The sequence below is a fragment of the Methylobacterium fujisawaense genome (assembly GCF_014138435.1).
Classification (GTDB): domain Bacteria; phylum Pseudomonadota; class Alphaproteobacteria; order Rhizobiales; family Beijerinckiaceae; genus Methylobacterium; species Methylobacterium fujisawaense.
The window spans coordinates 1-26,419 of the sequence record NZ_JACJIM010000009.1; the positions used below are offsets into that span (position 1 = coordinate 1).

Sequence of the window (26,419 nt, forward strand, 5' to 3'; positions counted from 1 at the left end):
CGACTTTGGCCGACACCTGGGTTCCCGCGGCGTCCCGCGTCCCTCGTGTTCGCTCCCGGGCCATGCCCCCGGCGCCACCGGCGCGCGGGGACGATGACGCGTGACGGGAGGGCCGCGCGCCCGAATCGATGCCCGACGAAGCGGAACCCGGCAGGGGCGGGCGCGACGTCCCGCGGCGATCCGCGACCCCTGGAAAGTTGACGGCGGCCCGGCGGGCTGCCATCCGCCCGTCCGACACGTCCGCCTGCCGGCGGTTCCCTCGAGTCCGAAGAACCCATGACCGACCTGATCGAGACGATCCGCCGGACGCTCGTGCCGATCCACAAGGAGGGCTATCCCTTCATCCTGATCGGCATCGTGCTGACGGTTCTGGCGGGCTATTTCTCCCAGTTCTTCGGCTGGATCTTCCTGATCCTCACCCTCTGGGTCTGCTACTTCTTCCGCGATCCCGAGCGGGTCACCCCGGTGGCGGACGGGCTCGTGATCTCGCCCGCCGACGGGCGCGTGAACCTCATCGCCACCGTGCTGCCGCCGCCCGAGCTCGACCTGCCGCAGGTGCCCACGCTACGGGTCTCGGTGTTCATGAACGTGTTCGACTGCCACGTGAACCGGGTGCCGGTGGCCGGCCGGATCGGCCAGATCCACTACACGCCGGGCCTGTTCCTCAACGCCGAGCTCGACAAGGCCAGCGACGACAACGAGCGCAACGGCATGGTCATCGAGACGACCCATGCCGGCCAGCCGAAGCGCGTCGGCGTGGTGCAGATCGCCGGCCTCGTGGCCCGGCGCATCGTCGGGTTCGTCTCGGCGGGCGACGTGCTCGGCGTCGGCGAGCGCTTCGGCCTGATCCGCTTCGGATCGCGGGTGGACGTCTACCTGCCGGCCGGGTCGACCGTGCTGGTCGGGCTCGGCCAGAAGGCGGTGGCCGGCGAGACGGTGCTGGCCGATCTCGGCGGGGGGCCGGAGCGCCTGTTCAAGCGGATCTGAGGCCATGGACGATCTCTTCCCGCCCTTCGCGCCCGATCCGAACGAGCCGCGGCCGCGCCGGTTCAAGCCGGTGCCGTTCCGGATGATCGCGCCCAACATGATCACCCTGATGGCGCTCTGCCTCGGGCTCACGGCGATCCGGCTCGCCTTCGAGGGCAAGTTCGAGCCCGCCGTCATCGCCGTGGTGGTGGCGGGCGTGCTCGACGGCATCGACGGGCGGGTGGCGCGGCTGCTCAAGGGCACGTCGCGCTTCGGCGCGGAGCTCGATTCCCTCGCCGACTTCGTGAATTTCGGATGCGCCCCGGCGCTCATCCTCTACGGCTTCGTGCTGTTCCACCTGAAATCGATGGGCTGGATCGTCGCGCTGATCTTCGCCATCGCCATGGCGCTGCGGCTCGCCCGCTTCAACGCGATGCTCGACGATCCGAACCGGCCGGAATGGAAGAAGGACTTCTTCGTCGGCATGCCGGCGCCCGCGGGGGCGCTCACCGCGATGCTGCCGCTCTACCTCCACTTCCTGGGCTTCGGCATCGAGACCTGGGCGGCGCCCGCGGTCCTGATCTACGTGCTGTGCATCGCGCTGCTGGTCGTCTCAACGGTCCCGACCTATTCGGGCAAGACCATGGGCAAGCGGGTGCCGCGCAGCCTCGTCCTGCCGATCTTCCTGTTCGGGGTCGCGGCCTTCGGCCTCCTGATCAGCTACCCGTTCGAGGCGCTCGTCGCGGTGAGCGGGGGCTATCTGCTGACCATCCCGGTGGTGGCCGCCCAGTATCGCCGCCGGGTCAAGGCGGAACTCGCCGCCCTGGGCGAGGACCGGCCGGCCCTGGCCACGGCCGGCCGACCGGCATCGGAATAGGCGCTGGCCTTCGCGGAGCCGTCCTCTATCTTGGCGGTATCAAGCGGGCGGGGGCTGGCGGATGCTCGGGGATTTCAAGACGTTCGCGCTGCGCGGGAACGTGGTCGATCTCGCGGTCGGCGTGATCATCGGCGCGGCCTTCGGGGCCATCGTGACGTCGGCGGTCCAGGACATCTTCATGCCGGTGATCGGCGCGATCACCGGCGGGCTCGACTTCTCGAACTACTACATCCCGCTCTCGTCGAAGGTGCAGGCAGGCCTGCCCTATGCGGATGCCAAGAAGCAGGGCGCGGTCATCGGTTACGGCCAGTTCCTGACCCTGACCCTGAACTTCCTGATCGTCGCCTTCGTGCTGTTCCTGGTGATCCGGGCGATGAACCGCCTGCAGACCGCCGAGGCCAAGAAGCCCGACGCGATGCCGGCCGACGTGAAGCTTCTTTCCGAGATCCGCGACCTGCTGGCCGAGAAGCCGCGCGTCTGACGCCTGTGCGGGCGCGCGGTGCCGACTCAGCCCTTGGGCTTGTCGGTCTCGTCCGGCTTGACGCCGAGGGCATCGAGGATCTGGTCGAGGGCATGACCGACGGCTTCGGTCCCCTCCTCGTGGGTCTTCAGCCGGGTCTCGAGCCGGCGGATCTGTGGCTCGAAGGCATCCGGCACGGGATCGTCGCCGAGGAAGCGGGGCTTGTCCGACCCCACCGGCAGGACGCCGCGCAGCTGCTGCCCGAGGTGGTCGCGCACGGGCTCCGGCAGAGTGGTTTTCGGATCGGTGGGTGCGTCGCTCATGATCGCCTCACGGCTCGGGCCATCTCTCAACGGCCGAACGGATGAAGCGTTGCGCCGACGGCCGCGGCTATGAAGATGCCCCCGGAGCCGGGCTCCGGGGGCGCTTGGGCCAGCGCAAGACCGGCCCGGGGTCTTAGTCGATGACCTCGACGATGCGGTGGCCGCGATCGACCAGCACCGGACGATCGTTCACCACGGTGTAGCGGTAGCCCGGCTGCACGCGGTACTCGTTGGGCACGTCGTAATAGGTCACGCCCGAAGCCGGCAGGGTGGTGCCGACGGCGACGCGGCCGTCGTAGTCGTAGGAGCGGACATTGCGCTCGCGGACATAGCTGCGGAAGCGCGGGGCCATGTCGACGCCGAGGATGCCGCCCACCGTGCCGGTGGCCGCACCCACCGCGCCGCCGACGATGCCGCCGATCGGGCCGGCCGCATCGGCACCCGCCGCCGCGCCGCGCTCGGCGCCGGGGATCGTGCCCTGGGCCTGGGCGGCCAGCGGAAGCGACAGGACGAGGGCCGAGGCGGCGATAAGGGTCTTGAAGGTCATGCGGGACATCTCCGTTCCGTGGTGTTTCGCCGCGCAGGCGCAGCGAAGCTCGGGCCGGTAACGCCCGACCCCCGGAATCGGATGCATCTTTTTTTGTGGGACGCCGGGATGCAGCCGGCTGAGCCCTCACGCGTCCTTGGGCATCGCCGACTGGATGAAGCGGTCGGAGCCGAGATCCTCCTCGTCGTAGCCCAGCAGCTCCGCGAGCCTGCCACGGGCGCGGCTGACGCGGCTCTTCACCGTGCCGACCTTGCAGCCCATGATGGCGGCGGCCTCCTCGTAGGAGACGCCCTCAGCGCCGACCAGGACCAGGGCCTCGCGCTGATCCGGCGGCAGCTTGGCCAGCGCCGATTGCAGATCCTCGACGTCGAGCCGGTCACCCTGGTGCGGGGCGGTGGCGAGCCGGGCCGCGTAGGACCCGTCCTGATCCTCGACCTCGCGCACCCGCTTGCGGTGATCCGAGTAGAAGATGTTGCGCAGGATCGTGAACAGCCACGCGTTGAGGTTCGTCCCCGGCTGGAACCGGGCGCGGTGCTGCCAGCCCTTGAGCAGGGTGTCCTGCACGAGATCGTCCGAACGGGCGGGGTTCGACGTCAGCGACAGCGCGAAGGCGCGCAGGGACGGGACGGCCGCGAGCAGACCGTTGCGGAATTCCGGCTCGATCGCCTCGCCGCGGGCGCGCAAAGCCGCCTCGAGCTTCTCGATCAGCTCGGCGAAGCGGGACGGCAGCGTCTCCTCGCCGATCCGCTCGTAGACGGTGCGCAGATGCTCCCCGAGATGCGTGCGGATCCCGGGAGCCAGGTTCGGGCGGCCATCCCGAGTCCCGTCCTCCTGGGACAGGACGGTGTCGGTGTCGTCGCGGGTCATGTGTATCGCGCTCGTCAACTCGTCGTGGCTCGACCTGTGGTCCCCGGCGGGTCGAGGCGGAGCGCTTGTCGGCCCGAACCGGTTGGAAAGCCCGGCCGATGCGCTCCTGTTACCGGAGTTCTAGCGCATCGGGCGCGGGCATGCACCCTCAGGCAAAACACACTTAAGCTAAGTTGGCCGGTCTCAACAGCCGGATCGCTCCGTCGCGCAGGGTCAGGACGTCGCCGCGGGCGAGATCGGTCCAGCACTCGTCCCGGGTCAGCGCCTGGGTGGCGATCACCGTCACCACGTCGTGCTCGGTGGTCTCCTCGGCGAAATCCACCTGCCAGTCCTCGTCGATCAGGGTGGCCTTGCCGAAGGGGGCCCGCCGGGTGAGGTAGCAGAGGCGCTTGCCGCAATGGGCGTAGAGGGTGCGGCTGTCGGTGAGCAGCATGTTGAACACGCCGAGGGCGTGGAGTTCGCCCGCGAGGTCGGCCACGGCCCGGTCGAGGGTCTCGGGCCGGGGGAGGGCGCGGAACCGGGCTTGGAGCCGGCCGAGCATCCAGCAGAAGGCGTGCTCGCTGTCCGTCGAGCCGATCGGCATGAAGCCGCCCAGCGGCAGCCGCTTCACGCCCTTGAGCTGTCCGTTATGCGCGAAGGTCCAGCGGCGGCCCCACAATTCCCGCGAGAACGGGTGGGTGTTCTCCAGGCTGACCCGGCCGCGGTTGGCCTTGCGGACATGGGCGACGACGATGCGGCTCTTGATCGGCATGTCGCGCAGCAGCCGGGCGAGCTGCGAGCGGGCGCTCGGCTCCGGCTCGTGGAAGCTGCGGCAGGTGCGCCCGTCGTAGAAGCTGATCCCCCAGCCGTCCGCATGCGGCCCGGTCTCACCGCCGCGCCGGGCGAGGCCCGCGAAGGAGAAGCGGATGTCGGTCGGCACGTTGGCGCTCATGCCGAGCAGTTCGCACATCGTCTGTCAGCCGGGCTATGCGGGGGAGCGGCGACGTTTAGGAGTGTTCGGCCGCCCGGACAACGGATTTCGCGTCGCTCAGCGCGCCAGATAGTCGGTCAGCGTCATGCCGACCAGGATGGCGACCCAGAAGAAGCCGAGCCCCGAGAACAGCCGGATCAGCGGCGGCTCGTGGATCACCTCCATGGAGACGAGGAGGATCAGCGCCACCATCACGGCGACCACGGCGAGTTCGACGATCCAGACCTGCGCGAAGGGGAGGGTGGCGCCGAGGGTGACGTTGACGGCCAGAAGCGCCAGCAGCGCCAGGAAGGTGAGCACCGGCGTGCGGAGGCGCCGCCGGAGCAGGGCGCGGTCGTCGGCGCTCAGGGTCGCGAGGGGGTTCCGCATCCTACCGGTTCACCACGTAGAGGATCGGGAAGGCCAGGATCCAGACGAGGTCGATGAAGTGCCAGTACAGGCCGTAGACCTCGATCCAGTTCTGGTGCCGGGCGAGGAACCCGGCCTTGGCGGCCATCCAGGTCATGCCGAGCAGGAGCGCGATGCCGGTGAACAGATGCAGCGCGTGGAGCAGGGTTGCGACGTAGTAGAGGTTCACGAACAGCCGCGCCGCCGGCGTCTCGGCCAGCGCGAAGGGCCGATCGCTGAGGAACGGCATCATGTGCTCGGCCCAGTCGGCGTAGTACTCGTAGCCCTTGAGGACGAGGAACAGGCCCCCGAGCGCCGCGGTCGCCAGCATCGCCCGCACCATGGCGCGCTGCCAGCCCATCCGGGAGAATTCGATCGCCATCGACATCGTGAGCGATGAGCAGATCAGCACCACGGTGTTGGTGGCGCCGATCCAGAACTTGAGGTGCTTGGCCGCCGCGATCGTCGCCTCGGGGTGCTGGATCCGGGTGATCAGCGCCACCAGGAACAGCGCCGAGAACAGCAGCAACTCGGTGATCAGCCAAGCCCAGATGCCGAGCGTCGCCGCCTCGCGCTGCTGGGCCACGCTCTCGAAATGCTCCGCGCGCGCGACCCCGACGCCGTCGGCCAGACCTTTGCTCATCCGTGCTGGTCCCGGGATTCCTGGGCCTGGATCGGGTAGTCGTAGGGGATGCGCGGCACCTCGGGCGGGGACAGGAAATTGTGCGTCGGGGGCGGGGAGGCCGTCTCCCATTCGAGCCCCTTGGCGTTCCACGGATTGGCGGGCGCCTTCCGGCCGAACCAGAGGGAATAGACGAGGTAGAGCATCGGGAAGATGTAGCCCGCCGCCAGGATCGTGGCGCCCGCCGAGGACAGCACGTTGAGCAGCTGGAACTCCGCCGGGTAGGTCGCGTAGCGCCGCGGCATCCCGAGGTAACCCAGGATGAATTGCGGGAAGAAGGTCACGTTGAAGCCGAGGAAGATCAGCAGCGCCGAGACCCGGCCCCAGGGCTCGCTGTACATCCGGCCGGTGAATTTCGGCCACCAGAAGTGCAGGCCGCCGAGGAACGCCAGCACCGTGCCGCCGACCATGATGTAGTGGAAATGCGCGACCACGAAGTAGGTCGCGTGGATGTGCTGGTTGATCGAGAGCGTCGCGAGATAGAGGCCGGTGAGGCCTCCGAGCACGAACAGGCCGATATAGCCCATCGCGTAGAGCATCGGGGTATCGAGCCGGAGCGAGCCCTTATGGATCGTGGCGGTCCAGTTGTAGACCTTCACCGCCGAGGGCACCGCCACCGCGAAGGACAGGCCCGAGAACACCAGCGAGGCCAAATCGCTCTGGCCGTTGACGAACATGTGGTGACCCCAGACGAAGAAGGTCACGGAGGCCAGTCCGATCGACGCGTAGGCGACGAAGCGGTAGCCGAACAGCTTCTTCTGCGCGAAGGCCGGGACGATCTCGGAGATCACCCCCATGCCGGGCAGGACCATGATGTACACGGCCGGGTGGGAGTAGAACCAGAACAGGTGCTGGAACAGCACCGGGTCGCCGCCATAGGCCGGGTCGAACACGCCGATATGGAAGGCGCGTTCCGCGATCAGCAGGATCAGCGCCGTGGTGATGACCGGCGTCGCGAGCAGGAAGATCAGGCTCGTGGCGTAGTGCGCCCAGACGAAGATCGGCAGCTTGAACCACGTCATGCCGGGCGCCCGCATGGTGTGGATCGTGACCACGAAGTTGAGCCCCGTCAGGATCGACGAGAAGCCCACGATGGTGACGCCGATCAGCGCCGGCAGCACCCAGGTGTTGGAGAAGGCCGTCGAGAGCGGGGCGTAGAAGGTCCAGCCGGTATCGACCCCGCCCAGCACCACAGAGACCAGGGTGAACAGGGCCCCGGTCATGAACACGTACCAGCTCGTCAGGTTGAGCTTGGGGAAAGCGAGGTCCTTGGCCCCGATCATCAGCGGGATCAGGAAATTGCCGAAGGTCGCGGGGATCGACGGGATCAGGAAGAACCAGACCATCACCACGCCGTGGATGGTGAAGGCCTTGTTGTAGGTGTCGTTGGTCATGATCGCGCCGTTCGGCACAACCAGAGCAAGGCGGACCACGCCCGCCGCCAGGGCGCCGATCACGAAGAAGCCGGTGATCGAGGCGAGGTAGAGGATCGCGATGCGCTTGTGGTCGGTGGTGAGGAACCACGAGCGCAGGGTCGATTCCGCGTGCAGGTAGTCGGATTTGCGCCCGATCGTGGATTCCGGGGTGTGGGGTTCCCGGTGGGCGGTGCCGCCGATGCTGCCCGATGCGCTCATCGTGTCGCCCTCGATAGGTAGCGTCGGAAGCCGGAGGTCAGGACGTTCGCGCGCTCGTCCGACCCCGATCCGCGGGCCGCGATGTTCACAGGTCTGAGGCGGACATCGCCGCTGGCGACAGAGCGCGACGGGCCCCCTCTCCCGGGCGGGAGAGGGTTGGGGTGAGGGACGAGAAGGCTCAGGATCGAGCACACCCTTGAAGCATCGACAGGTCGCGCCTCGTCTGGAGCGTTCTCATCCCTCACCCTGTCCCTCTCCCGCTCGGGAGAGGGGACCCGCGCTCGATCCTGAAAACGCAAGGCCAGATCGGAGGTGTGAAACCGCGAGCAGGGCGAAGAGCTGGTCCGGTGCAGCTTGCGATCCGACGACTGAATTTTCAGGTTGACGCAGCTCATCATCGTGTCGCGTCCGCGGCTTTCGAGGTCGGATAGGCTTTCAGAAAGTCGATCAGCGTCCCGAGTTCGTCCGCCGGGATCCGGCCGGCGAAGCTCGGCATCACCTGCTTGCCCCCGCCGGCGAGCCGGTCGCCGTTCGGATTCAGGATTTTCTCGCGCAGCCACGCCGCGTCGGCGGTGACGGTGCGGCCGTCGGCGAGCCTCACCTGCGACCCGAACAGGCCCGCGAGGCTCGGCGCCTTCACGGATGTGCCGGGCTCGTGGCAGCCGGCGCAGCCATAGGCCTCGTAGAGGGCCCGGCCCGCCGCGATCTTGCCCTGCTGCGCGCCGGCATGGGTCAGCCAGTCCTGGTAGTCGCCAGGGTTCATGAAGGTGACCTCGCCGCCCATCACGGAGTGGTCGGTGCCGCAATATTCCGAGCAGTAGAGATGGTAGGTGCCGGTCTTGTCGGCCTTGAACCACAGGTCGGTGTAGCGGTCGGGCAGGGCGGCGACCTGCATCCGCACGGCCGGCAGGTAGAGGGCGTGGATCACGTCCTGGCTGATGATGTGCAGGCGGATCGGCTGGCCGATCGGCAGGTGCAGGTTGTTGATCTCGGACTGGCCCGTCGGGTGCTGGAACTTCCACATCCATTGCCGGCCGATCGCCTCGACCACCATGGCGTCGGGGGGCGGGTTCTTCGACTGGATGAACAGCTTCGCGCCCCAGACGAAGAAGATCAGCGTCAGCAGGAACGGGATCAGCATCCAGCTGATCTCGATCAGGTTCGAGCGGATGCCCGAGGGGCTCCGGTCCGCCTCGGACCCCTCGCGGTAGCGCAGGGCGAAGTAGGTGATCGCCACGAAGACCGGGACGGTCAGGAGCAGCGTCAGGACCGTGAAGGCCAGGATGAGCAGGTCGGTCTCGCTCGCGGTGGCGGAGACCGCCGCCGGCCAGAGCTGGAGGGAATCGTGGCTCGGCGTCATCGCGCAGCGGGCTCCGCCGGTTCGAGGGAGCGGCCGACGATCAGGTCCATGGCGCGCCCGATCGGGATTCGGGCGCGGGTCCGGGCTTCGTCCCGGTAGCCGTAGCCGGCGAGAGACGCCTCGGCCGCCGCCCGCGCACGGTCGATATCGGCGTACGGGTCGGCCTGAAGGTTCGGAGGCGGCGGCGCCAACTGCGTGGTCTGCTGCGGCGTCAGGGCCGGCAGGGCCCGGCGCTGACGCGCCGCGAAGGTGTCCATCAGCCAGATCATCGTCCCAACGACCGCCAGGACCGTGAGCGCGAGGCCCGCCATCACCATCACGGTGTTGCGGACATTGACGTCCCGGGTCTCGTGCCCGGGCTCATTCGGATCGCGCTGGGTGTTGGCAGCCGGACGGGGCGGCCGCCCGTTCAGGAGCCCGCTGCCGCGCAGGGTCAGCCCGGCAAGGATCGCCGGGATCAGCCCGGAGGGGCCGTCGGCGCTCATGCCGGCCTCCCGGCGCGCCGGGCGTCGGAGGCCACGCGGTCCGCCCGCGGCCGCAGCACCGGCCGGAGCGCGGCCGCGAGGCAGGCCACGGCAGCGGCGGCGAGCACGTCGCTCGGCCGGAGGACGAAGCGGTCGCGCACCGCCGGGGTGATCAGCCAGAACATCTCCAGGGCGTGGACGGCCACCGCCGCGCCGGCCAGGATCCGGGTGGTCGGGCGTCCCGGCCGGAGGGTCGCGAGCCCGGCCAGCACGACGACGGCGCCGGCCACGACCGCCAGCGCCCGCCCGACCCAGCCGCCGCGGGCGAAGTACCACGTCACCTCGGGCGGCAGATTCGCCGACCAGACAATCAGGAACTGGACGAAGTGCAGATAGGCCCAGAGGCCCAGAAGCACCACGAGGGGCACCAGCCGGCCCCGTCCGGGCGCGGTACGGCCGCGGCCGACGGGCTCCGGCTCTTCCCAGGCGAGGAGGATCGCCGCCGCGAAGGCGAGGCCGCTCCAGGCCGTCATCACCAGGAGGCCCAGAAGGGTGGAATCGAGCCGCGGATCCAGGGAGGCGACGACGTCGGTGACGAACAGCGTGCCGACGATCGCGTGCAGCCCTACAGCCGGCACGGTCCGCCCCTCGCCGGGGGCGTCGAACGGCCTGGCGAACCTCAGCGCCAGCCAGGTCCAGGCTGCGAGATAGACGATCGCCCGGATCGCGAAGAACGGCACCGTGAACCACAGGGCGGCCAGCGGCGTGCGCGCCGGAGCGCTCACCCAGGGATAGAGCAGGGGCGTGGCGGCCAGAAGCGGCAGCGACAGCACGGCCGCGACCGGCATCAGCGCCATCAGCCGGCGCAGACCCGCCAGCATCTCGATGCCGCCGCGCTCGCGGACCCGCTTGCCGAAACGCTCGGCGACGATGACCACCGGCAGGGCGCCGACCGGCAGGGCGAGAAGGACGAGCCACGCCGCGAGATACGAGGCCGCGGCACCGCGCCAGCCGCCCGCGAGCAGGCAGACGGCCAGGAGGACGAGGCCGGCGAGGCCGAGCAGGGCGGGGCGCCTCACGGCGTCGCCTCCAGGCGAGTGCGATCCTCCGGGGGCAGGCTCGCCACCGGGGTATCCTGGCTGAGCTGGAGGGCGCGGAGATAGGCGATGATCGCCCAGCGGTCGGCCGAGGGGATCATCTGGGCCATGCCGAACATGGACTTCCGGCCGTTCGAGATGGCGTCGTAGAGCTCGGCCGCTGAGGCCATGCGCACGGGCTCCGCCGTGAGATTGCCGGCGGAGGGAAATCCCCGGGCCACGATCATGCCGGCGCCGCGCCCGTCCTGCCCATGGCAGGGGGTGCAGAAGACTCCATAGCGTTCCCGGCCCTGGTCGAGCAGCGCCCGGCTGATCGTCTGCGGCTGCGGCGCCGTCCGGGCCGGATCGATCCGCGGCACGGTGCCCGCCACCGGCTGGCGCATGGTGATCTCCCGGGGAAAGAACGGGTTCTTGTCCCAGGTCTTGGCCCGGGCCTGATCGGCCATGTCGGCCTCGCCGCAGGCCGCCAGCGGCGCGAGGGCGAGGAGGGCGAGCGGCACGGTGCGGAGGGCGGCGCGCCTCATCGCGGGATCCGCCGGAGCTCGAGGGGACGCCCGGCCTCGGCCGGCAGGGCCGCGAGCCGCCGCTCGATCCGGCCTGCGTCGAACCGGTCACCCCGCGCCTCCGCGGAGAGGAAGAACCGGTCCTCGGAAGCCCGCAGGAAGCCCGGGATGTTGAAGGCCGGGTGATTCAGCCGGGGCAGGCGGTTGAGCACGAGGAGCGCGAAGTGGATCGCCACGCAGCCCGCCATCATCGCGACGGAGACGCTCGGCACCACGAACGAGGGCCAGGACAGGCGCGGGCGCCCGCCGATCAGGAAGACGTAATCGTAGGCCGTGGCGTAGAGGCACAGGGCGAAGAAGCCGACACCGCCGAGCAGGGCCCCGGCCAGGGCATAGGGCAGGATCGAGCGTCCCTCCAAGCCCAGAGCCCGCAGGGTGCGGGGCATCGGCACCGGCCCGTGCCCGTCGAGATGGACGTGATCCGGACTGATCCCGGAGACCGCCTGGAGAGCGGCGGCGAGATCGCCCTGACTCGCGAAGGTCGCGGACACGCCCCACAGGGGCGCGGTGACCGGGTCGTCCTCCGGGCGACCGGTGGCCCGGGATGCGGCCGCACGGGCCGCCTCCTGCGCGGCCGGCGACACCATCAGGGCGAGGCGGCGGCTCTCGACGATCGACACGGCCGGCAGGTAGCGCAGGAACAGGAGGAGCAGGGTCAGGAACAGGCCCACCGAGCCCGCGAAGGTGGCGATACCCCAGACATCCGTCGTGTAGGGCAGCCGCGAGGACGGCAGGAAATCCTGCGTCAGGGTGACGACCAGGACCATGACGTGGTCGGCATAGGCGCCGATCGCCACGAGAAGGCCCACCACCGCGATGGCGACCGGCGCCGTCCGGGCCCGCGCCGACCACAGGATCTGTGCGGGCAGGACGAGGCACAGGATCGCCGTCCAGGACACGAGGGCGTGGTCGCCGGTCATGCGCCGGACCAGGACGCCGCGCCCCGCGGCGTCGCCATTGAGGAACGTGTCGAAATACTCGGCCGCGTAGCAATAGGCGCTGGCGCAGCCGAGACAGAGCAACAGCCGCCCGAGCACGTCGAGATGGCGGTCCGTCACCAAAGCGCCGAGGCCGTACACGAGGCGGATCAGCATCACGATCACCGCCGTGACGCCGACGCCGGAATAGACCGCATTCACCAGGAAGCTCACCGGCAGCAGCGTGCTGTGCCAGCCCGGCATCAGCGAGCCCGCCAGCATCACCGAGGCCCCGGTCTGGACCGAGACCACCAGCAGCACGCCGAGCAGCGCCACCGTCCGGTAGGCCTGAACCCAGATCTGCCAATGGGCCGCCGAGCCGCGCCAGCCCGAGGCGAGGATGCCGTAGACCTGCGCGCGCAGCAGCGCGCGCTTCCGGGTCGCTGCCTTCGTCTCCCGCTGGCGCATCGCCTCCGCGTGGGCACGGTCGCGCAACGTGGCGAGGTCCGGCAGCAGGCCGATGAACCAGAGGCTCACGCAGATCACCAGGAAGGACACGATGTCGATCGCGTCCCAGAGGAGTGGCGAGCGGAACTGCGGCCAGAGATCGTAGGTGTTGGGGTAGGGCAGGTTCCAGAAGAAGAACCACGGCCGTCCGAGATGGATGATCGGGTAGAGCCCGGCGGCCGCGGTGGCCAGCAGTGCCAGGGTCTCGGCCACGCGGTTCACCGCCCCGCGCCACTCCGCCCCGAGCAGGAGCAGGATTGCCGAGACCAGCAGGCTGCCGGACGCGACGCCGATCCACCAATCGTAGCTCGCGATGTCGAGGGCCCAGACGACGGCGTTGTTGTTCGCCCAGATGCCGGGACCGGCATAGAGCAGATAGCCGAGGGTGAGCACGAACAGGCCGAGGAGCGAGGCCGCCGCCGCGAAGGCGATCCACCAGCGCCGGTTCCCCGGATGCGTCAGCGGGATCGCCGTGACCGCGCCGCCGATCCCCTGAAGGGTCTCGTCGGGCCGGATCAGGGGGCCGGGCTGCGGACCGCCGGAGAGGGGGCCGGCCATGCTCAGCCCTCCCGTCCGTTCGGATCCGCGGCGGGCGCGAGCCCGGCGAGATAGGTGGTGCGCGGCCGCGTGTTCAGGTGGCCGAGGAGCGCGTATTCCCGCGTGTCCCGCCGGGCGGCCGAGACCCGGCTTCCCGGATCGGCGACGTTGCCGAAGGTGATCGCCCGGGTCGGGCAGGCGCCCTGGCAGGCGGTCTCCACGGCCCCGTCGGGGATCGGCGCGTGGGCGTCCTTGGCCGATGTGATCCGCGCCGCCGTGATCCGCTGGATGCAGTAGGTGCACTTCTCCATCACGCCCCGGGACCGGACCGTGACCTCGGGATTGCGCTGCTGCTGCTCCACCGGGGTCATGCCGCCGGTGTAATCGAGGTAGTTGAAGCGGCGGACCTTGTAGGGGCAGTAGCTCTGGCAGGTGCGCGTGCCGACGCAGCGGTTGTAGACCTGCAGGTTCAGGCCCTCGCTGTCGTGGAGCGTCGCCTCCACGGGGCAGCCGAGTTCGCAGGGCGCCTGCTCGCAATGCATGCAGGGCACCGGCTGGAAATGCGTCGTCGGCGCGTCGAGGTCGCCCGCGTAGTAGCGGTCGATCCGCAGCCAGCCCATCCAGCGGCCGAGTTCGACCTCCTCGCGCCCGACCACGGGGATGTTGTTCTCCGCCTGACAGGCGGTGACGCAGGCGTTGCAGCCGGTGCAGGCATCGAGATCGATGGCCATGCCCCATTGCGCGGCGACCCAGCGGTCCTGGCTCTCGGGGGGCGGATAGAACGAGGCGGGCGTCGGCGCGCCCTTCGGATCGCCCACGGGTGCGGCGCCCAGAGCCTGCACGCGCACGAGATCCTGCCCCTCCATCGTGCCGAGATGCTGGGTGGTGACCGGCCTGCGCTGCTGTCCGGTCTTCGTCAGCCGGGCGCCGGCGAGCCCCCAGGGAGAACCCGGTGGCCGCAGGGGCGCGGCGTCGTAGCCGAGGCCGCGGGCGAGGTGGTCCGGGACGTCGCGGCCGTAGCCCAGCGTGAGGGTCACGGTGGTGTCGGCCTGCCCCGGCAGGATCCAGGCCGGACCCTCGATCGCGCGGCCGCCGGCCTCGACCCGCAGGATGTCGCCCGTGGCGATCCCCTCGCGCTCGGCGAGGCGCGGGCTGAGCGCGATCACGTTCTCCCAGACCACCTTGGTCAGGGGCTTCGGGAGCTCCTGCAGCCAGGCGAGATCGGCATGCGTGCCGTCCCAGATCGTCGGATCGGGTCGGAACAGCACCTCGACCCCGTCGGCGGCCGGCGCGGGCGATGAAGCCGCTGCGGGGGCGGCTGCCGCCGCCTGCGTCAGCGCCACCGTCTCGGCCGGACGCGCGCTGTCCGCCCAGAAGCCCAGGCGCAGGGCCTCGGAGAAGCGGGCCTCGAAGGCCGCCTCGTCCTCGCCCGGGTTCCGTCCCTGCGCCTTGAGGAGCCCGAGGGCGTCCTGACCGCCCTCCCCACCCTCGCCGCTTGCCAGGAAGGCCAGCATCTCCGCGAGCGTCCGGCCGTTGTACAGGGGGGCGACCGTGGGCTGGATCAGACCCACCGTCCCGTCGAGGGACCGGATGTCGCCCCAGGATTCCAGCGGGTGGGCGGCCGGCAGATGCCAGTCGGCATGCGCACCGGTCTCGTCGTAGTAGAGCCCCGCATGGATCTTGAGGGGCACGCGCGCCATCCGGGCGGCGAAATCGAGGGCGCCCGGCGCCTCGTAGACCGGGTTGGCGCCGAGGACGACGAGCACCTTGACGGCACCCCGATCCATGGCCTCCGCGAGATCCGCGAGGGTCCCGGCGCCCGTCTCCGCCACGGGCGCCGTGTGGACCAGGGTCGTGCCGGTGTTGCCGAGGGCGCCGTTGAGGCGGTGAACCAGCGCGTGCAGGTCCGGGCTGGCGGTCAGGCCGGCGGTGACGATGCCGCTTCCCCGGGCCTCGGCGAGGGCCGTCCCGGCGCTCCGCGTCCAGCGCGCGACGGGATCGTCGCCCCCGGGGGCCGCGCCGCCCGCGGCCAGATTGAGCAGGTCCCGGGCCAGGGCCTCCAGCCGGCCGGCCGGGACCACGAGCCCCCGATCCGCCTTAGCGCTGGTCAAGGTCGGTGTCGGCGCCGCCGCGTGGAGGGTGAGGAGGCGGCCCTCCGCGTAGGCCGCCCGCCGTGCCTCGCTCCAGCGCCGCGACAGGCCGACCTGACCGGGTCCGAGATCCAGAAAGTCGCCGTCCAGCGCCACGATGGTCCGGGCGCGACCGAAATCGGGGCGGGTCTCCAAGGGCCGTCCATAGGCCTGGCGAGCGCCCTCGTAGATCCCGTCGCGCCCCGCCCCGGCGCCGACATACCAGCGGAGCGCCGGGTAGGCGGCCCGCAGCCGCGCGAGCTGGGCCGCCACGCCGGGCGAGGTCACGGGGCCGGTGAGCAGGGCGAGACCCTCACCCCGGCTCTCGCGCCAGCCCGGCATCCGACCCTGCAGGTCTGCCCGGAACGCCGCCCAGGAACTCGGCCGGCCGAGATGCTGCACCGCCTGGGAGCGGAACGGGTCGTAGAGCCCGAGCACCGAAGCCTGGGCCAGCACGTCGGTGCCGCCGCGGCTCCAGGGATGCTCGGGGTTGCCCTCGATCTTCAGGGGCCGGCCGTTGCGCGTGGTGACCAGGATGCCGTTGCCGAAGCCGTCGAACACCGCCGAGGAGGCGTAGGACAGGTCCGTGCCGGGCACGATCCGCTCGGGCTGATTGACGTACGGCACCTCGTAGTCGCGGCCGCCGCCCCCGCCGCAGGCGGTGAGGCCGCCCAGCGCGAAGGAGGCGGCCATCAGCTTCAGGAAGCCGCGCCGCTCCGGGGCCGCGGCGAGCCGGGACGCCGATGGGAACTCGGCCGCCAGATAGGCGCGGAACTCGGGGCTGTCGGCCACGGCGTCGAGGCTGCGCCAGAAGCGCGGACCATCGCCGCCGGCGAGTTTCGCGCGCAGGGCCGCGATGTCGGGGGCGCCGGTCATCGGTGGCAGATCCCGCATTCGGTCAGCCGCTCCCCGCCGCGGATATGGTACTGGGCCACGAGCTTGGGGCCCAGGGTCGCTTGGTCGGAGGGCGGCGTCCAGGTCATGTTCCAGACCTGATCCGGCGTGCGGACATACTTCTCCGGCGCCCGGTGGCAATCGAGGCAGAACTGCATCTCGAAGGCGTTGGCCCGGTACGTCATCTGCATCGCCGTGACGTCGCCGTGGCAGGTCGAGCAGCCGATCCCCTTCGTCACGTGGACGGAGTGATTGTAGTAGACGTATTGCGGCAGCTTGTTCAGCCGCTTCCATTCGAGCGGCTTGTCCTGCGCGTAGCTGTCGCGCACCGGCTTGAGCATCTCGGAGCCGGTCCAGATCTGCGAGTGGCACGTCATGCAGGTATGCGTCGGCGGGATGCCGGCCGTGGCCTCCCGGTCGACCGTGGTGTGGCAGTAGCGGCACTGGATGCCGAGTTCGCCGGAATGGTGCTTGTGGCTGAACGGCAGGGGCTGGGCCGGCGCGACCCCGACGCCCGTGACGTAGTTCGAGCGCACGATCCCGGCCGCCAGAACCGGGAGCCCAACCAGGCAGGCGACGCCGGTCATCAGAGCGAGGCGGTAGAGCGCGTCGGCCCCGGGCGTGAACAGCTGCGCCATCAGGCCGACCCGCAACAGGCGAAGGCCGGGAGATGGCGCTCGGTCTTCTCAGCCCCTCGCCGCAAGCGTCGCCCCACCTTCTGGTCCCGGTCGAAATCGTGCGGTGCGCCGGCCGGCCGCGCGATACGGCTCGGGCGCCCGCGGCGATCAGGCTTGGAGGTCCCGCGCCTCGCAGATCCGAGCCACGGCCGCGCCATGCCCCATGGTTGTAACGCTGGAGCGCTTCCAAACCAGAGCCACAACCGCAAACAACCCGGCCGACATGTCGCAGCCGCCGGCGGCAAGGTCCGCGCAAGGGAAGCCCGCGCCCGCGACCCTTCCCGTGACCGGCGCGAACGCCTATGCCCGCGCGACGGTTGAGACGCCCGATCCTGTCCGGAGACGCATGGAATCCGATCCTCTCGTCCTGACGTGGCGCGCCGCGCGGCCTCAGCACACCGCGGCGGCGGCCCTCGCGGTCGGGATCGGCGCGCCGCTCTGCGCGCTCGCGCTCCTGTGCCTGCGCGACCTGATCGCGGTCCTGCCGCGCGACGAGGCACCGGTGCTGCCCTTCCTGCGCGTGGCGGTCGCGCTTCCGGGCGGAGAGCTGGTGCTGGCCCCCGGCATCCCGATGCGCCCCGCCGAACTCGAGCTCACCGCCTTCCTGTGCATCGCCGTCTGCGCCCTGGCCCTGGCGGGCCTCGGCTGGTGCGTGGCGCGCCTGTGCTTCAAGGCGCAGAACAAGGCCGGGGACGCCGTCCGCGAAGGCGTTCTGCGGGCGATCCTCGACGCCCCCGCGGGGGCCCGGGACGAGGCGCGCAGCCTGGCCCGGATCGTCGGAGAGGTGCTGGCCCGAGCCGACCGCCTGCTCGCCGCCGGCATCGTCCTGCCGGCGATGACCCTCGCGGCCCTGATGCTGGCCCTCGGCTTCGCGGCCCTGGCCGCGCCCCGGCTGATCCCGGCAGCCGTGATCGGACTGGCGGCGATCGGACTCGCCTACGGCTTGGTGCTCGAACGGGCGCGCGACCGGCAGGAGTTGCGCCTGCGATCCAGCGCGCGGGCGGAGGAGAACCTGAACGACCTCGTTCGGCGGCTTCCTGCCGTGCGCAACCACGGAGCGGCGGCCATCGAGCGCAGGCGTATCGCCGCCCGCGTCGCCGCGATGCGGACCAATGTCGGTCGCGCCGAGGCGCGGCTGGCCTACGCCCGGGCGCCTGCCCTGGCGCTGGCGGTGATCCTGCCGGCCATCGCCGCCGGTACGGCACTGTGGCGCTCGGCGCCAGGGCAGCCGCCCGCGGCCCCGGTGGATCCGGCCGCCCTCCTGGCGGCCGTCGGCGCCTTCGGCCTCGCGGGCTGGCTCGCCGCCATCTGCGCGCGGTTCTGGATGGTCCGCCGGTCGGTGCGCCCGCGCCTCCGCGACCTCGCCCGCATCATCGCGTCCCTCGAGGGGCGGCGGGCGAGGGCCGCCCGGATTGGTGCGGCCGCATTGCCGCTGCCCCGGTCCGGGATCCTGGCCACGGAAGGCGTCGGAGCCTTCGATCCGGCCACGGGCGAGCGCCTGACCGGCGTCGCCGTGGCCGTGACGATGCCGGGCCACGTGGCGATCACGGGCAGCCGCGGCAGCGGCGCCCGGGCGCTGGCGGCGGTGCTGGCCGGGCAGGTCGAGCCGACGGCCGGGGCCGTCACCTATGCGGGCACGGACCTGCGCGACTTCGACGCCGCGGAGCGCGCCAGGCGCATCGCCTTCACGTCGGGGGAGGCGATCCTGATGGAGGGCTCCCTCCGGCAGAACCTGCTCTACGGCACCGATCCGGCGACCGCGCCTGACGACATCGCGCTGATCGGCATCAGCCGGCTCACCGGGCTCGACGGCTTCGTATACGCCCGCGGGCTGACCGGACGGCTCGATCCGGCCGCCCAGCCGCGGCTCGCCGCCGCGATCGTCACCGCCCGCCGGACCATGCGAGTGGCGCTGGCCGCCAAGGGCGCCGAGCGCCTCGTCGAGCCCTTCGATCCCGACCGCTACAACAACCAGGCGAGCATCGGCGAGAACATCCTGTTCGGGGAGCCGGTGGGCGGCACCTTCGCGCCCCTGCGTTTCGCCCGCCACCCCTATCTGCGGGCGGTTCTGGAGGCCGAGGGGCTGGTTCGCCCGCTCACCGAGATCGGCCTGTCGGTGGCCCGCAGCACGGTGGAGATCTTCGCCGACCTGCCCAACGACCATCCCCTGTTCGACGCCTATTCGCTGTTCCAGGCGGCCGAGCGGGGCTATTTCGAGGATCTCGTGGTGCGCCTGCCCAACGCGGCGAGCCTGCGCCGGGGACCGGCGGGCCAGCGCGACCGCTTGCGGTTGATCGGCCTGGCGCTGCGCTACAACGAATCGCGCCACCGCTTCGGCCTGATCGACGGCCCGTTCGAGGAGCGCCTCGTCCAGGCGCGGCGGTCCTTCGCACGGATGCTGCCGCCCCACCTCGCGGGTGCGGTGGAGTTCCACGACCCCTCCCGGGTCAATCCGGCCGCCAGCCTGGAGGAGAACCTCCTGTTCGGCCGGATCAGCCTCGGCGAGGCCAATGCCGAGCCGCGGGTGCGCGAACTGGTGCGCCGGGTTCTGGCCGACGAGGGCCTCGAGGCCTCGGTCTATGGCCTCGGCCTCGACAGTAAGGTCGAGGCTCAGCCCAGCACCGGGGCTCTGGCGGACGGCGCGATCAATGCCCGCGAACGCGTGGCGATCGAGCTGAGCCGCTGCCTCGCCCGTGATCCCGACATCCTCGTGGTCGCGGTCGCGATGGACGAGCGGAAGGTCGAGGGCGCACGCGAGCGCCTCGCCCAGCTGCGGCAGGCGCGGGCCGGGCGCGGCCTGATCGTCTGCCTGCCCGAGACGAGTCTTGCGGAGAACGCCGCGCCCTTCGACGCGGTGATCGCCGTGGAGAACAGCGCGGTCATCGCACCCGTCCCGGCCGCCGCCGAGCGGGACCCCGCACCGGCAGCCTGACAGGACGTCACGATCCGCCGGCGCCGTCGGCCTTCCGCGCGCAGCGGGACAATCCAGCGGGGTCGGGCTGGCCGGACGCGCAGCCTCATGGCCGCCGCAATAATCCGTCAGGCCGCGAGGCCGCGCCTGTCCGGCAGCCATCCCGGCCGATCCAGCGCGGACGGTTCATGCCCCTGTCGACCTCGATCCCCCTCGCTGCCGGCCTCGTCGTGCTGGTCCTCGCCGGTCCGGCCGCCGCGCAGGCCGGCAAGGCGGAGGCGCCGATCCCCGCCGCGACCCTTGCCCTGATGGCGCAGAAGGGCGTGACGGCCGCCTCGCCGGTCCTGTTCCGGGCCTACAAGAAAGAATCCGAGATCGAGGTCTGGAAGAAGGGTCGCGCCGGCTACGTCTTCATCAAGACGTTCCCGATTTGCCGCTGGTCCGGCCAGCTCGGGCCCAAGCGCAAGAGCGGCGACCGGCAGACCCCGGAGGGGTTCTATACGGTACCCCGGCGCCAGATGAACCCGAACTCGCACTACTACCTGTCCTTCGACGTCGGATATCCGAACGCCTACGACCGGGCCCATGGCGGAACCGGGTCCGCCGTGATGGTCCACGGCATCTGCTCGTCCATGGGCTGCTTCGCCATGACCAACGGTACGGTCGGCGAGATCTACGCCATCGCCCGGGACGCGCTGAACGGCGGGCAGGCGGCCTTCCAGTTCCAGTCCTACCCGTTCCGGATGACCGCCGAGAACATGGCCCGCCACCGGACCGACCCCAACATCGCCTTCTGGCGGGAACTCAAGGCCGGCTCGGACCGGTTCGAGGCGAGCCGCGAGGAGCTGCAGGTCTCGGTGGTCGCCGGCCGGTACGCGTTCGCGCCTTCGCGGGATCCCGCCATCGAGGCGGCGGTCACCACCCGCCGGGCGGTCGAGGAGGCGCGGATGACCGCGCTCGCCGAGGCGGGCGAGCCCGCCGTGCGCACGACCTATTCCGACGGCGGCCAGAACGCCTTCTGGGCGGCCTACACGGCCCGGGGCGGGGCGGTCGGCGACATCAGCCGGCCGGAGGCCCTGGCCTTCGCCGGCCAGGAGGTGGTGGTCGTGCCGGGCCATCGCGCCCATCGCCCGGTGCCCGACACGGTCTGGGCCGGCTGGGCCGCGCCCGAGTCGGGCCTGTCGCCGCGGCAGATGGCGGGCTTCGTCCCGGTCTACGAGCGCGCCCCCGATCCGTTCGGGGCGCTGGTCGCGCCGCTCCCGAACCGCTACAGCGACGCGCTTCCGTCCTGGCTGGCCGCCGGCCTCGCCGGATCGGGCTCCGGACGCCCGATTCTGGCCGGTTCGCCGGGCGGTCTCCTGGCCTCGGCCGAGGCGCTCTGAGCATGCGAGGGTCCGGTCAAGCGTCCCGTGCGTGTGCGCGGACGCACATCACGACCGCCTGCGGCACACCAATTCATGATACGGCAGGGGATGAGCGGTACACCTGCTCCGTCGGCCTGCCTTATTCAAAGCTACCTTCCCGGAACGGCGACGGGGTTTCGATCATAACCGATCGGGACCGACTGTCCGCGGATTCGTGATCGCCATGTCGAACAGTTCCGAGCCGACTCTCCTGACGGCCGACCAAGACCTCGTACTCCGCTTCTGGGGCGTCCGCGGCTCGACGCCCGTCAGCGGCCCGCAATACGCCGAATTCGGCGGCAGCACGCCCTGCATCGAGGTGCGGTGCGGCCAGCGGATGTTCATCGTCGACGCGGGCTCGGGCATCTACAATCTCGGACAGGGTCACCGGACCGATCTGCCCCGGGAAGTCGACCTGCTGTTCAGCCACCTGCATCTCGACCACACCGCGGGGCTCCCCTTCTTCAAGCCGGCGGTCCTCGACTGCGACCGGGTGATCAACACCTATTGCGGCAACCTCGGCGGCGAATCGGCCGGCCCGACCCTCGACCGCCTGTTCGCGCCGCCGCTGTTCCCGGTTACGCTCGACAGGCTGTGCTGCACCTTCCGCCACCACGGCTTCGAGGCGGGGCAGACCCTGACCTTCCCGGACGGGACGCGGGTCGCCACGATCCTGCTGAACCATCCGCAGGGCTCCGTGGGCTACCGGTTCGAGCATGCCGGCAAGCGCCTGTGCCTGATCAGCGACATCGAGCACAGCGACCCCTGGCCCGATCCCAACCTCGCCGCCTTCGTGGCCGACGCCGACCTGATGGTCTACGACGGCATGTTCACCGACGGGGAGTATCCGACCTGCCGGGGCTGGGGCCACTCGACCTGGCAGAAGGGCGTGGAGCTCGCCCGGACGGCGGGCGTCAAGGCGCTCGGGATCATTCACCTGCACCCGGCCCATTCCGATACGGCGCTGCGCGACATGGAGGCCGACATGCAGGCCGAGATGCCGACCGCATTCATCGCGCGCGAATGTCAGAGCCTCACGGTCGGGGCTCCCCGGGCGGTCGGCGGCCGTCCAAACGGGCGTCCGGCCGTGGCGCGGGAGATGCGCCGCCGGATCAAGGTCGCCTGAGCCGGCGGATCAGGCGGAGTGCCGCCTGCGGGTCCGGCTGTACCGGGACCACGCGAACAGCACGAACAGCGCGACGCCGATGATCAGAATGCTCCAGCCGTAGTTGCTGACGAGCTGCGCGTCGATCGGGTGCCCGACGAACCCCAACGCGACCAGCAGGCCGAACACCGCGATCGCCGCGGAAACGAGCATCCCTACAATCATCGAAGTCCCCGGCGCGTCCCATCCGCGCGATTCGGCAGGGCCGTATGGTGGGGAAGAATGCTTGGCGGCCGCACCCGTTCCAGCGTCCGGCCCTCTGCCGCGCCGGTCATCGGCCCCACGCTGTTCACCGGAATGGCGCGGCGGCTCATTCGGCGGCTCCCATCGCGCCGAAGTTAGGCTAAGTAGGCCGCCTGACGGCGCCCCGGGGCGCGCGAGGAGCTCGAGACCACGGCGATGAGCGGCCAAGAGAACACGACGGCGCCCGCGGCGGCGCACACGAGTCCGGAGACGCAGTCCGCATCCGCCGCCACGCCGGGGCTCCTGCGTCCGCAGGACCAGCTCGTGACGATCTACGGCGGCTCCGGCTTCCTGGGACGGCACGTGGTGCGGGCGCTGGCCAAGCGCGGCTACCGGATCCGCGTCGCGGTGCGCCGGCCGGACCTCGCGTTGTTCCTGCAACCCCTGGGGAAGGTCAACCAGATCGTGGCCGTCCAGGCCAACCTGCGCTACCCGGACTCGGTGGTCCGGGCCGCCGAGCGGTCGGACGTGCTGATCAACCTCGTCGGCATCCTGCAGGAGACCGGCTCCCAGAGCTTCGCGCGGCTGCAGGTCGACGGGGCCGAGGCGATCGCCCGCGCCGCGGCGCGCCAGGGCGCCCGGATGATCCACGTCTCGGCGATCGGGGCCGATCCGGCCTCGCCGTCGGTCTACGCGCGCACCAAGGCGGAGGGCGAGGCGCGGGTCTTCGCCGCCTGTCCGGACGCGGTGGTGTTCCGGCCCTCGCTGATCTTCGGGCCCGGCGACAGCTTCTTCAACCGCTTCGCCGGCCTCGCCCGGGCGCTTCCGGTTCTCCCGCTCGCCGGCGGCCAGTCCCGCTTCCAGCCGGCCTTCGTGGGCGATGTCGCCGAGGCGATCGCCCGCGCGGTCGACGGCACCGTGGCGCCCGGCAAGGTCTACGAACTCGGCGGCCCGGAGGTGGGCACGCTGGAGCACTTCGTGCGCTACATGCTGAAGACGATCCGGCGGAAGCGGGTGGTCGTGGACCTGCCTGCGCCGGCGGCCAAGCTCCAGGCCCGCATGCTGGAGATCGCCGACACCCTGACCTTCGGCCTGCTGCCGGATTCGCTGAAGCTGACCCGCGATCAGGTGACGCTGCTTCAGAACGACAACGTCGTCTCCGAGGCCGCCAAGGCCGAGGGTCGGACCTTCGAAGGCATCGGCATCACGCCGACCGCCGCCGAGGCGGTGGTGCCAGGCTATCTCTGGACCTTCCGCAAGGCGGGGCAGTTCGCCACCGACCAGGACGAGTCGCACCTGTCCGAGGTGCCGGACACGCTGGCATCGAAACCCCTGGCGGCCGGCTCTCAGCATCGGCCCCAGACCGCCTCCGGCCCGGCGATCGGCGCCGATGCCGGCAGCTCGCCGGGGGCCGGGCAGGGCAGCAGGGGCGTGCGCTGGGGAACTCGGAAACCGGGCTAGGTGACAGCCCGCGCCCGGATCGCGCCATGAGCGCGCCCTCCCTCCACGGATCCGGCGGCCCGGTCGGGCGGCGCATCCTCGTCACCGGGGCGGCCGGCTTCGTGGGCGGCCACGTCCTGCCGCTCCTGGCGACGATGAGCGCGGGAGCGGGCGATTGCGTGGCCGGGATCGGGCGGGGGCGGGCGCCGCACCTGCCGGAGGGCGTCAGCTACGCGGCGATCGATCTCCTCGACGAAGCCGCGCTCCGCGGCTTCGTGGCGCGATTCCGGCCGACCGCGATCCTCCATCTGGCGGGCCTCGCCTCGGTGGCGGATTCCGCCAGCGGCCCGGGCCAGACGTGGCGGGTCAACGTCAACGGCCTGATGAACCTCGTGGCCGCGGTGGAGGCGGTGCCGGGCTGCACCTTCTTCTTCGTCAGTTCCGGCGAAGTCTACGGCAGCGCCTTCCTGGCGGGCCACGCCCTCAGCGAGGCGGTCGAGCCCCTGCCGCGCAACACCTACGCCCGGTCGAAATGGGTGGGCGAGCAGCTGCTCCGCGACCTGCTGCCCCGGATCGGCGTGAAGCTCGTCGTGCTGCGGCCGTTCAACCATATCGGCCCCGGCCAGGACGAGCGCTTCGTCGTGGCCTCCTTCGCGGGCCAGATCGCCCGGATCGAGGCCGGCCTCGTGCCGCCCTGCCTGGAGGTCGGCAACCTCTCCTCCTATCGCGACTTCCTCGACGTCGCCGACGTGGCGTACGCCTACGCCGACCTGATCCGCCGTGCAGACTCCCTGGCGGACGGGAGCGTGTTCAACATCAGCTCGGGCCAGCCGCGGACGATCGCCAGCGTCCTCGAGGACCTGCGCGCCCGGGCCCGGGTCCCGTTCGAGATCCGCATCGCCCCGGAGCGCGTGCGGCCGACCGAGATTCCCCTGGCCGCGGGCGATGCCGGCCGCCTCCACGCCGCCACCGGCTGGCAGCCGCGGGTCTCTTGGGACGCGGCCCTGACCCGGGTGCTGGACGACGCGCGGGCGCGGCTGTCGGACGCGCGCAAGTCCGGCTGAGGCGCCGCGTATGGCGCCACCGCGGCGCTCAGCGCTCCGCGACGGCGATCAGGGCGGTCGAGGGGATCGGCAGGACGGGTCGAGCGCCCGCCATGCGCCGCGCCTCCGCGATCACCGCGGCCCGGTCGGCCGCGCTCAGGTCGACCCAGTCCGGCGACAGACCGAACACCGTGTCGGGGTCGTCGAGCATGGCGACGTCGAGCGCGTAGTCGAAGGTCACCCGGTCGATCCGGGGGGCTGCGTACCCGGCCGCGACCAGCGCCCGGGTGAACCCCGCCGGATCGCCGAGCGCCCGCACCCCTTCGGGCATCGCCCGGCTCTCGCGCTCGGGGAACAGCCTGCGGCGGATCTCGCCGAGCAGCAAGAACGTCGCCGCGCCCTGATCCTGCCACGTGGCCACGACGCCCGATCCCCCGGGCCGCGTCACGCGCGCCATCTCGGCGAGGCCCTTCCGCCAGTCGGGGAACATGATCACCCCGAAGATCGAGAACACCGCGTCGAAGCCACCGTCGGGTAGGGCGAGGGCCTGTCCGTCCATGACCCGCGCGTCGACATTGGGCAGTCTCGCCCCGGCGATGCGCGCGACCATGCCGGGCGAGAAGTCGACCGCGAGGACCTGCGCCCCCGTCCGCGCCGCGGCCAGCGCGAGGGCACCGGTGCCCGCCGCGACGTCGAGGACGCGGCTGCTTCCGGCCAGCGGCACCCGCGCGAGCGCCGCCTCGGCGAAGCGCGCCGTGAACGGATGGGCGGTCGTCTCGTAGTGCTCGGCGACCCTGTCCCACCGATCCGGATTCTCGAACTCGCGCACCGCTTCAGCTCCGCTCCATCACGTAACTTGATAAGTATCGTGATGGCGCACGGTTGCCAATCCCGAGTCCGGTGTGATGGATCGACGGGTGCGCACCGACAGCCGCCTCTCCCGAACGCTCCATGTGCTGCTTCACATGGCGCGCCACGACGGACCGATGACGTCCGAGGCGATCGGGCGGATGCTCGGGACGAATCCCGTGGTCGTCCGCCGCACGATGGCCGGGCTCCGGAACGCGGGCTACGTGACGTCGGAGAAGGGGCACGGCGGCGGATGGACCATCGCGGCGGACCTGAACGCGGTCTCGCTGCTCGACATCCACCGCGCGGTCGGCGGGCCACGCATCTTCGCGATCGGCAGCGATCGCGCGAACCCGGCCTGCGCCGTCGAGAAGGTCGTCAACGCGGCGGTCGAGGACACGCTGCGCGAGGCCGAGGCTCTCCTGATCACGCGGCTCGGTTCCGTCAGCCTCGCCGAGCTCGCGCGAAGCTTCGACGCCCGGTGCCGGCCCGAGGGGGCATCGGACACCTCGACCTGCGCGTGACGGCGGGCGCGGCGGCGGGCATCGCCGCGCGCGACCAGGCTCG

Annotated in this window: 25 protein-coding genes; 9 read left to right on the top strand and 16 right to left on the bottom strand. The window is 71.2% G+C overall.

Translation table 11 applies throughout. The features are described 5' to 3' along the window. Nucleotides 1–276 precede the first annotated feature (276 nt). From GGQ91_RS24130 to mscL, 3 genes are all read left to right on the top strand, one after another. Entirely contained in the window at nucleotides 277–987 is a 711-nt protein-coding gene (locus GGQ91_RS24130; protein WP_012318030.1) for a phosphatidylserine decarboxylase, read from the top strand. 4 nt (nucleotides 988–991) lie between these two features. After that, nucleotides 992–1,843: a CDP-alcohol phosphatidyltransferase family protein gene (locus GGQ91_RS24135; protein ID WP_043383395.1), complete on the top strand. Its 852-nt coding sequence runs from the start codon at nucleotides 992–994 to the stop codon at nucleotides 1,841–1,843. Nucleotides 1,844–1,904: 61 nt separating this feature from the next. After that, nucleotides 1,905–2,324 (top strand): large conductance mechanosensitive channel protein MscL, encoded by a 420-nt coding sequence (gene mscL / locus GGQ91_RS24140; RefSeq protein ID WP_043352622.1) that lies wholly within the window; start codon nucleotides 1,905–1,907, stop codon nucleotides 2,322–2,324. A gap of 26 nt (nucleotides 2,325–2,350) precedes the next feature. On the opposite strand, the gene GGQ91_RS24145 is transcribed toward mscL, so the two are convergent. The 14 genes from GGQ91_RS24145 to GGQ91_RS24210 all read right to left on the bottom strand — a co-directional run bounded on the left by GGQ91_RS24145 (nucleotide 2,351) and on the right by GGQ91_RS24210 (nucleotide 16,819). Beyond that, on the bottom strand, nucleotides 2,351–2,626 hold the full coding sequence (locus GGQ91_RS24145) for a hypothetical protein (protein ID WP_043352614.1): 276 nt from the start codon (nucleotides 2,624–2,626) through the stop codon (nucleotides 2,351–2,353). 133 nt (nucleotides 2,627–2,759) lie between these two features. Further along, nucleotides 2,760–3,173, bottom strand: coding sequence for a DUF1236 domain-containing protein (locus GGQ91_RS24150; RefSeq protein ID WP_043352617.1), 414 nt, complete (start codon nucleotides 3,171–3,173; stop codon nucleotides 2,760–2,762). 126 nt (nucleotides 3,174–3,299) lie between these two features. Further along, the gene (locus GGQ91_RS24155) at nucleotides 3,300–4,040 is read right to left on the bottom strand and encodes a NepR family anti-sigma factor (protein ID WP_043352613.1); all 741 of its coding nucleotides are present in this window, start codon (nucleotides 4,038–4,040) and stop codon (nucleotides 3,300–3,302) included. A gap of 163 nt (nucleotides 4,041–4,203) precedes the next feature. Then, the gene (locus GGQ91_RS24160; RefSeq protein WP_043352612.1) at nucleotides 4,204–4,989 is read right to left on the bottom strand and encodes a class II glutamine amidotransferase; all 786 of its coding nucleotides are present in this window, start codon (nucleotides 4,987–4,989) and stop codon (nucleotides 4,204–4,206) included. 78 nt (nucleotides 4,990–5,067) lie between these two features. Further along, nucleotides 5,068–5,379 carry a hypothetical protein gene (locus tag GGQ91_RS24165; RefSeq protein WP_043383398.1) on the bottom strand — a complete coding sequence of 104 codons (312 nt, stop codon included), beginning with the start codon at nucleotides 5,377–5,379 and terminating at the stop codon, nucleotides 5,068–5,070. Between the two features lies 1 nt (nucleotide 5,380). Continuing rightward, nucleotides 5,381–6,040, bottom strand: a complete 660-nt coding sequence (locus GGQ91_RS24170; RefSeq protein WP_043383401.1) for a cytochrome c oxidase subunit 3 — start codon at nucleotides 6,038–6,040, stop codon at nucleotides 5,381–5,383. After that, nucleotides 6,037–7,713: a cytochrome c oxidase subunit I gene (locus GGQ91_RS24175; RefSeq protein ID WP_051976092.1), complete on the bottom strand. Its 1,677-nt coding sequence runs from the start codon at nucleotides 7,711–7,713 to the stop codon at nucleotides 6,037–6,039. The genes GGQ91_RS24170 and GGQ91_RS24175 overlap by 4 nt, the downstream gene beginning before the upstream one ends. A gap of 394 nt (nucleotides 7,714–8,107) precedes the next feature. After that, nucleotides 8,108–9,073: a cytochrome c oxidase subunit II gene (gene coxB, locus GGQ91_RS24180; protein WP_043354179.1), complete on the bottom strand. Its 966-nt coding sequence runs from the start codon at nucleotides 9,071–9,073 to the stop codon at nucleotides 8,108–8,110. Then, nucleotides 9,070–9,558, bottom strand: a complete 489-nt coding sequence (locus GGQ91_RS24185) for a hypothetical protein (RefSeq protein ID WP_043354181.1) — start codon at nucleotides 9,556–9,558, stop codon at nucleotides 9,070–9,072. The genes coxB and GGQ91_RS24185 overlap by 4 nt, the downstream gene beginning before the upstream one ends. After that, nucleotides 9,555–10,616, bottom strand: coding sequence for a hypothetical protein (locus tag GGQ91_RS24190; RefSeq protein ID WP_043383404.1), 1,062 nt, complete (start codon nucleotides 10,614–10,616; stop codon nucleotides 9,555–9,557). The genes GGQ91_RS24185 and GGQ91_RS24190 overlap by 4 nt, the downstream gene beginning before the upstream one ends. Then, entirely contained in the window at nucleotides 10,613–11,158 is a 546-nt protein-coding gene (locus GGQ91_RS24195) for a c-type cytochrome (RefSeq protein WP_043354187.1), read from the bottom strand. Before GGQ91_RS24195 ends, GGQ91_RS24190 begins: the two co-directional genes overlap by 4 nt. After that, complete coding sequence (locus GGQ91_RS24200) at nucleotides 11,155–13,179, bottom strand: quinol:electron acceptor oxidoreductase subunit ActD (RefSeq protein ID WP_043383409.1); 2,025 nt, start codon at nucleotides 13,177–13,179, stop codon at nucleotides 11,155–11,157. The genes GGQ91_RS24195 and GGQ91_RS24200 overlap by 4 nt, the downstream gene beginning before the upstream one ends. 2 nt (nucleotides 13,180–13,181) lie before the next feature. After that, nucleotides 13,182–16,163 carry a TAT-variant-translocated molybdopterin oxidoreductase gene (locus GGQ91_RS24205; RefSeq protein ID WP_182593022.1) on the bottom strand — a complete coding sequence of 994 codons (2,982 nt, stop codon included), beginning with the start codon at nucleotides 16,161–16,163 and terminating at the stop codon, nucleotides 13,182–13,184. After that, a complete protein-coding gene (locus tag GGQ91_RS24210; protein ID WP_043345872.1) occupies nucleotides 16,160–16,819 on the bottom strand; it encodes a cytochrome c3 family protein in 660 nt (219 codons plus the stop codon). Before GGQ91_RS24210 ends, GGQ91_RS24205 begins: the two co-directional genes overlap by 4 nt. A 385-nt stretch (nucleotides 16,820–17,204) precedes the next feature. Between GGQ91_RS24210 and GGQ91_RS24215 the strand changes: the two genes are divergently transcribed. The 3 genes from GGQ91_RS24215 to GGQ91_RS24225 all read left to right on the top strand — a co-directional run bounded on the left by GGQ91_RS24215 (nucleotide 17,205) and on the right by GGQ91_RS24225 (nucleotide 22,298). Beyond that, entirely contained in the window at nucleotides 17,205–19,790 is a 2,586-nt protein-coding gene (locus GGQ91_RS24215) for a P-loop NTPase family protein (RefSeq protein ID WP_053609160.1), read from the top strand. A gap of 167 nt (nucleotides 19,791–19,957) precedes the next feature. Next, nucleotides 19,958–21,151, top strand: a complete 1,194-nt coding sequence (locus GGQ91_RS24220) for a L,D-transpeptidase family protein (protein WP_182593023.1) — start codon at nucleotides 19,958–19,960, stop codon at nucleotides 21,149–21,151. Between the two features lie 205 nt (nucleotides 21,152–21,356). Beyond that, entirely contained in the window at nucleotides 21,357–22,298 is a 942-nt protein-coding gene (locus GGQ91_RS24225) for an MBL fold metallo-hydrolase (protein WP_043345866.1), read from the top strand. A 9-nt stretch (nucleotides 22,299–22,307) separates the two neighbouring features. Here GGQ91_RS24225 and GGQ91_RS24230 read toward each other — a convergent pair whose 3' ends face one another. Then, nucleotides 22,308–22,490: a hypothetical protein gene (locus tag GGQ91_RS24230; protein WP_236952875.1), complete on the bottom strand. Its 183-nt coding sequence runs from the start codon at nucleotides 22,488–22,490 to the stop codon at nucleotides 22,308–22,310. Nucleotides 22,491–22,736: 246 nt separating this feature from the next. On the opposite strand from GGQ91_RS24230, the gene GGQ91_RS24235 reads away from it, so the two are divergent. Further along, nucleotides 22,737–23,981, top strand: a complete 1,245-nt coding sequence (locus GGQ91_RS24235; RefSeq protein ID WP_083683329.1) for a complex I NDUFA9 subunit family protein — start codon at nucleotides 22,737–22,739, stop codon at nucleotides 23,979–23,981. Nucleotides 23,982–24,007: 26 nt separating this feature from the next. After that, nucleotides 24,008–25,024 (top strand): NAD-dependent epimerase/dehydratase family protein, encoded by a 1,017-nt coding sequence (locus GGQ91_RS24240; protein WP_182593024.1) that lies wholly within the window; start codon nucleotides 24,008–24,010, stop codon nucleotides 25,022–25,024. A 28-nt stretch (nucleotides 25,025–25,052) separates the two neighbouring features. On the opposite strand, the gene GGQ91_RS24245 is transcribed toward GGQ91_RS24240, so the two are convergent. Then, complete coding sequence (locus GGQ91_RS24245; protein WP_182593025.1) at nucleotides 25,053–25,832, bottom strand: methyltransferase domain-containing protein; 780 nt, start codon at nucleotides 25,830–25,832, stop codon at nucleotides 25,053–25,055. An 88-nt stretch (nucleotides 25,833–25,920) separates the two neighbouring features. Between GGQ91_RS24245 and GGQ91_RS24250 the strand changes: the two genes are divergently transcribed. Then, the gene (locus GGQ91_RS24250) at nucleotides 25,921–26,376 is read left to right on the top strand and encodes an Rrf2 family transcriptional regulator (protein WP_043383423.1); all 456 of its coding nucleotides are present in this window, start codon (nucleotides 25,921–25,923) and stop codon (nucleotides 26,374–26,376) included. Nucleotides 26,377–26,419: the final 43 nt, after the last annotated feature.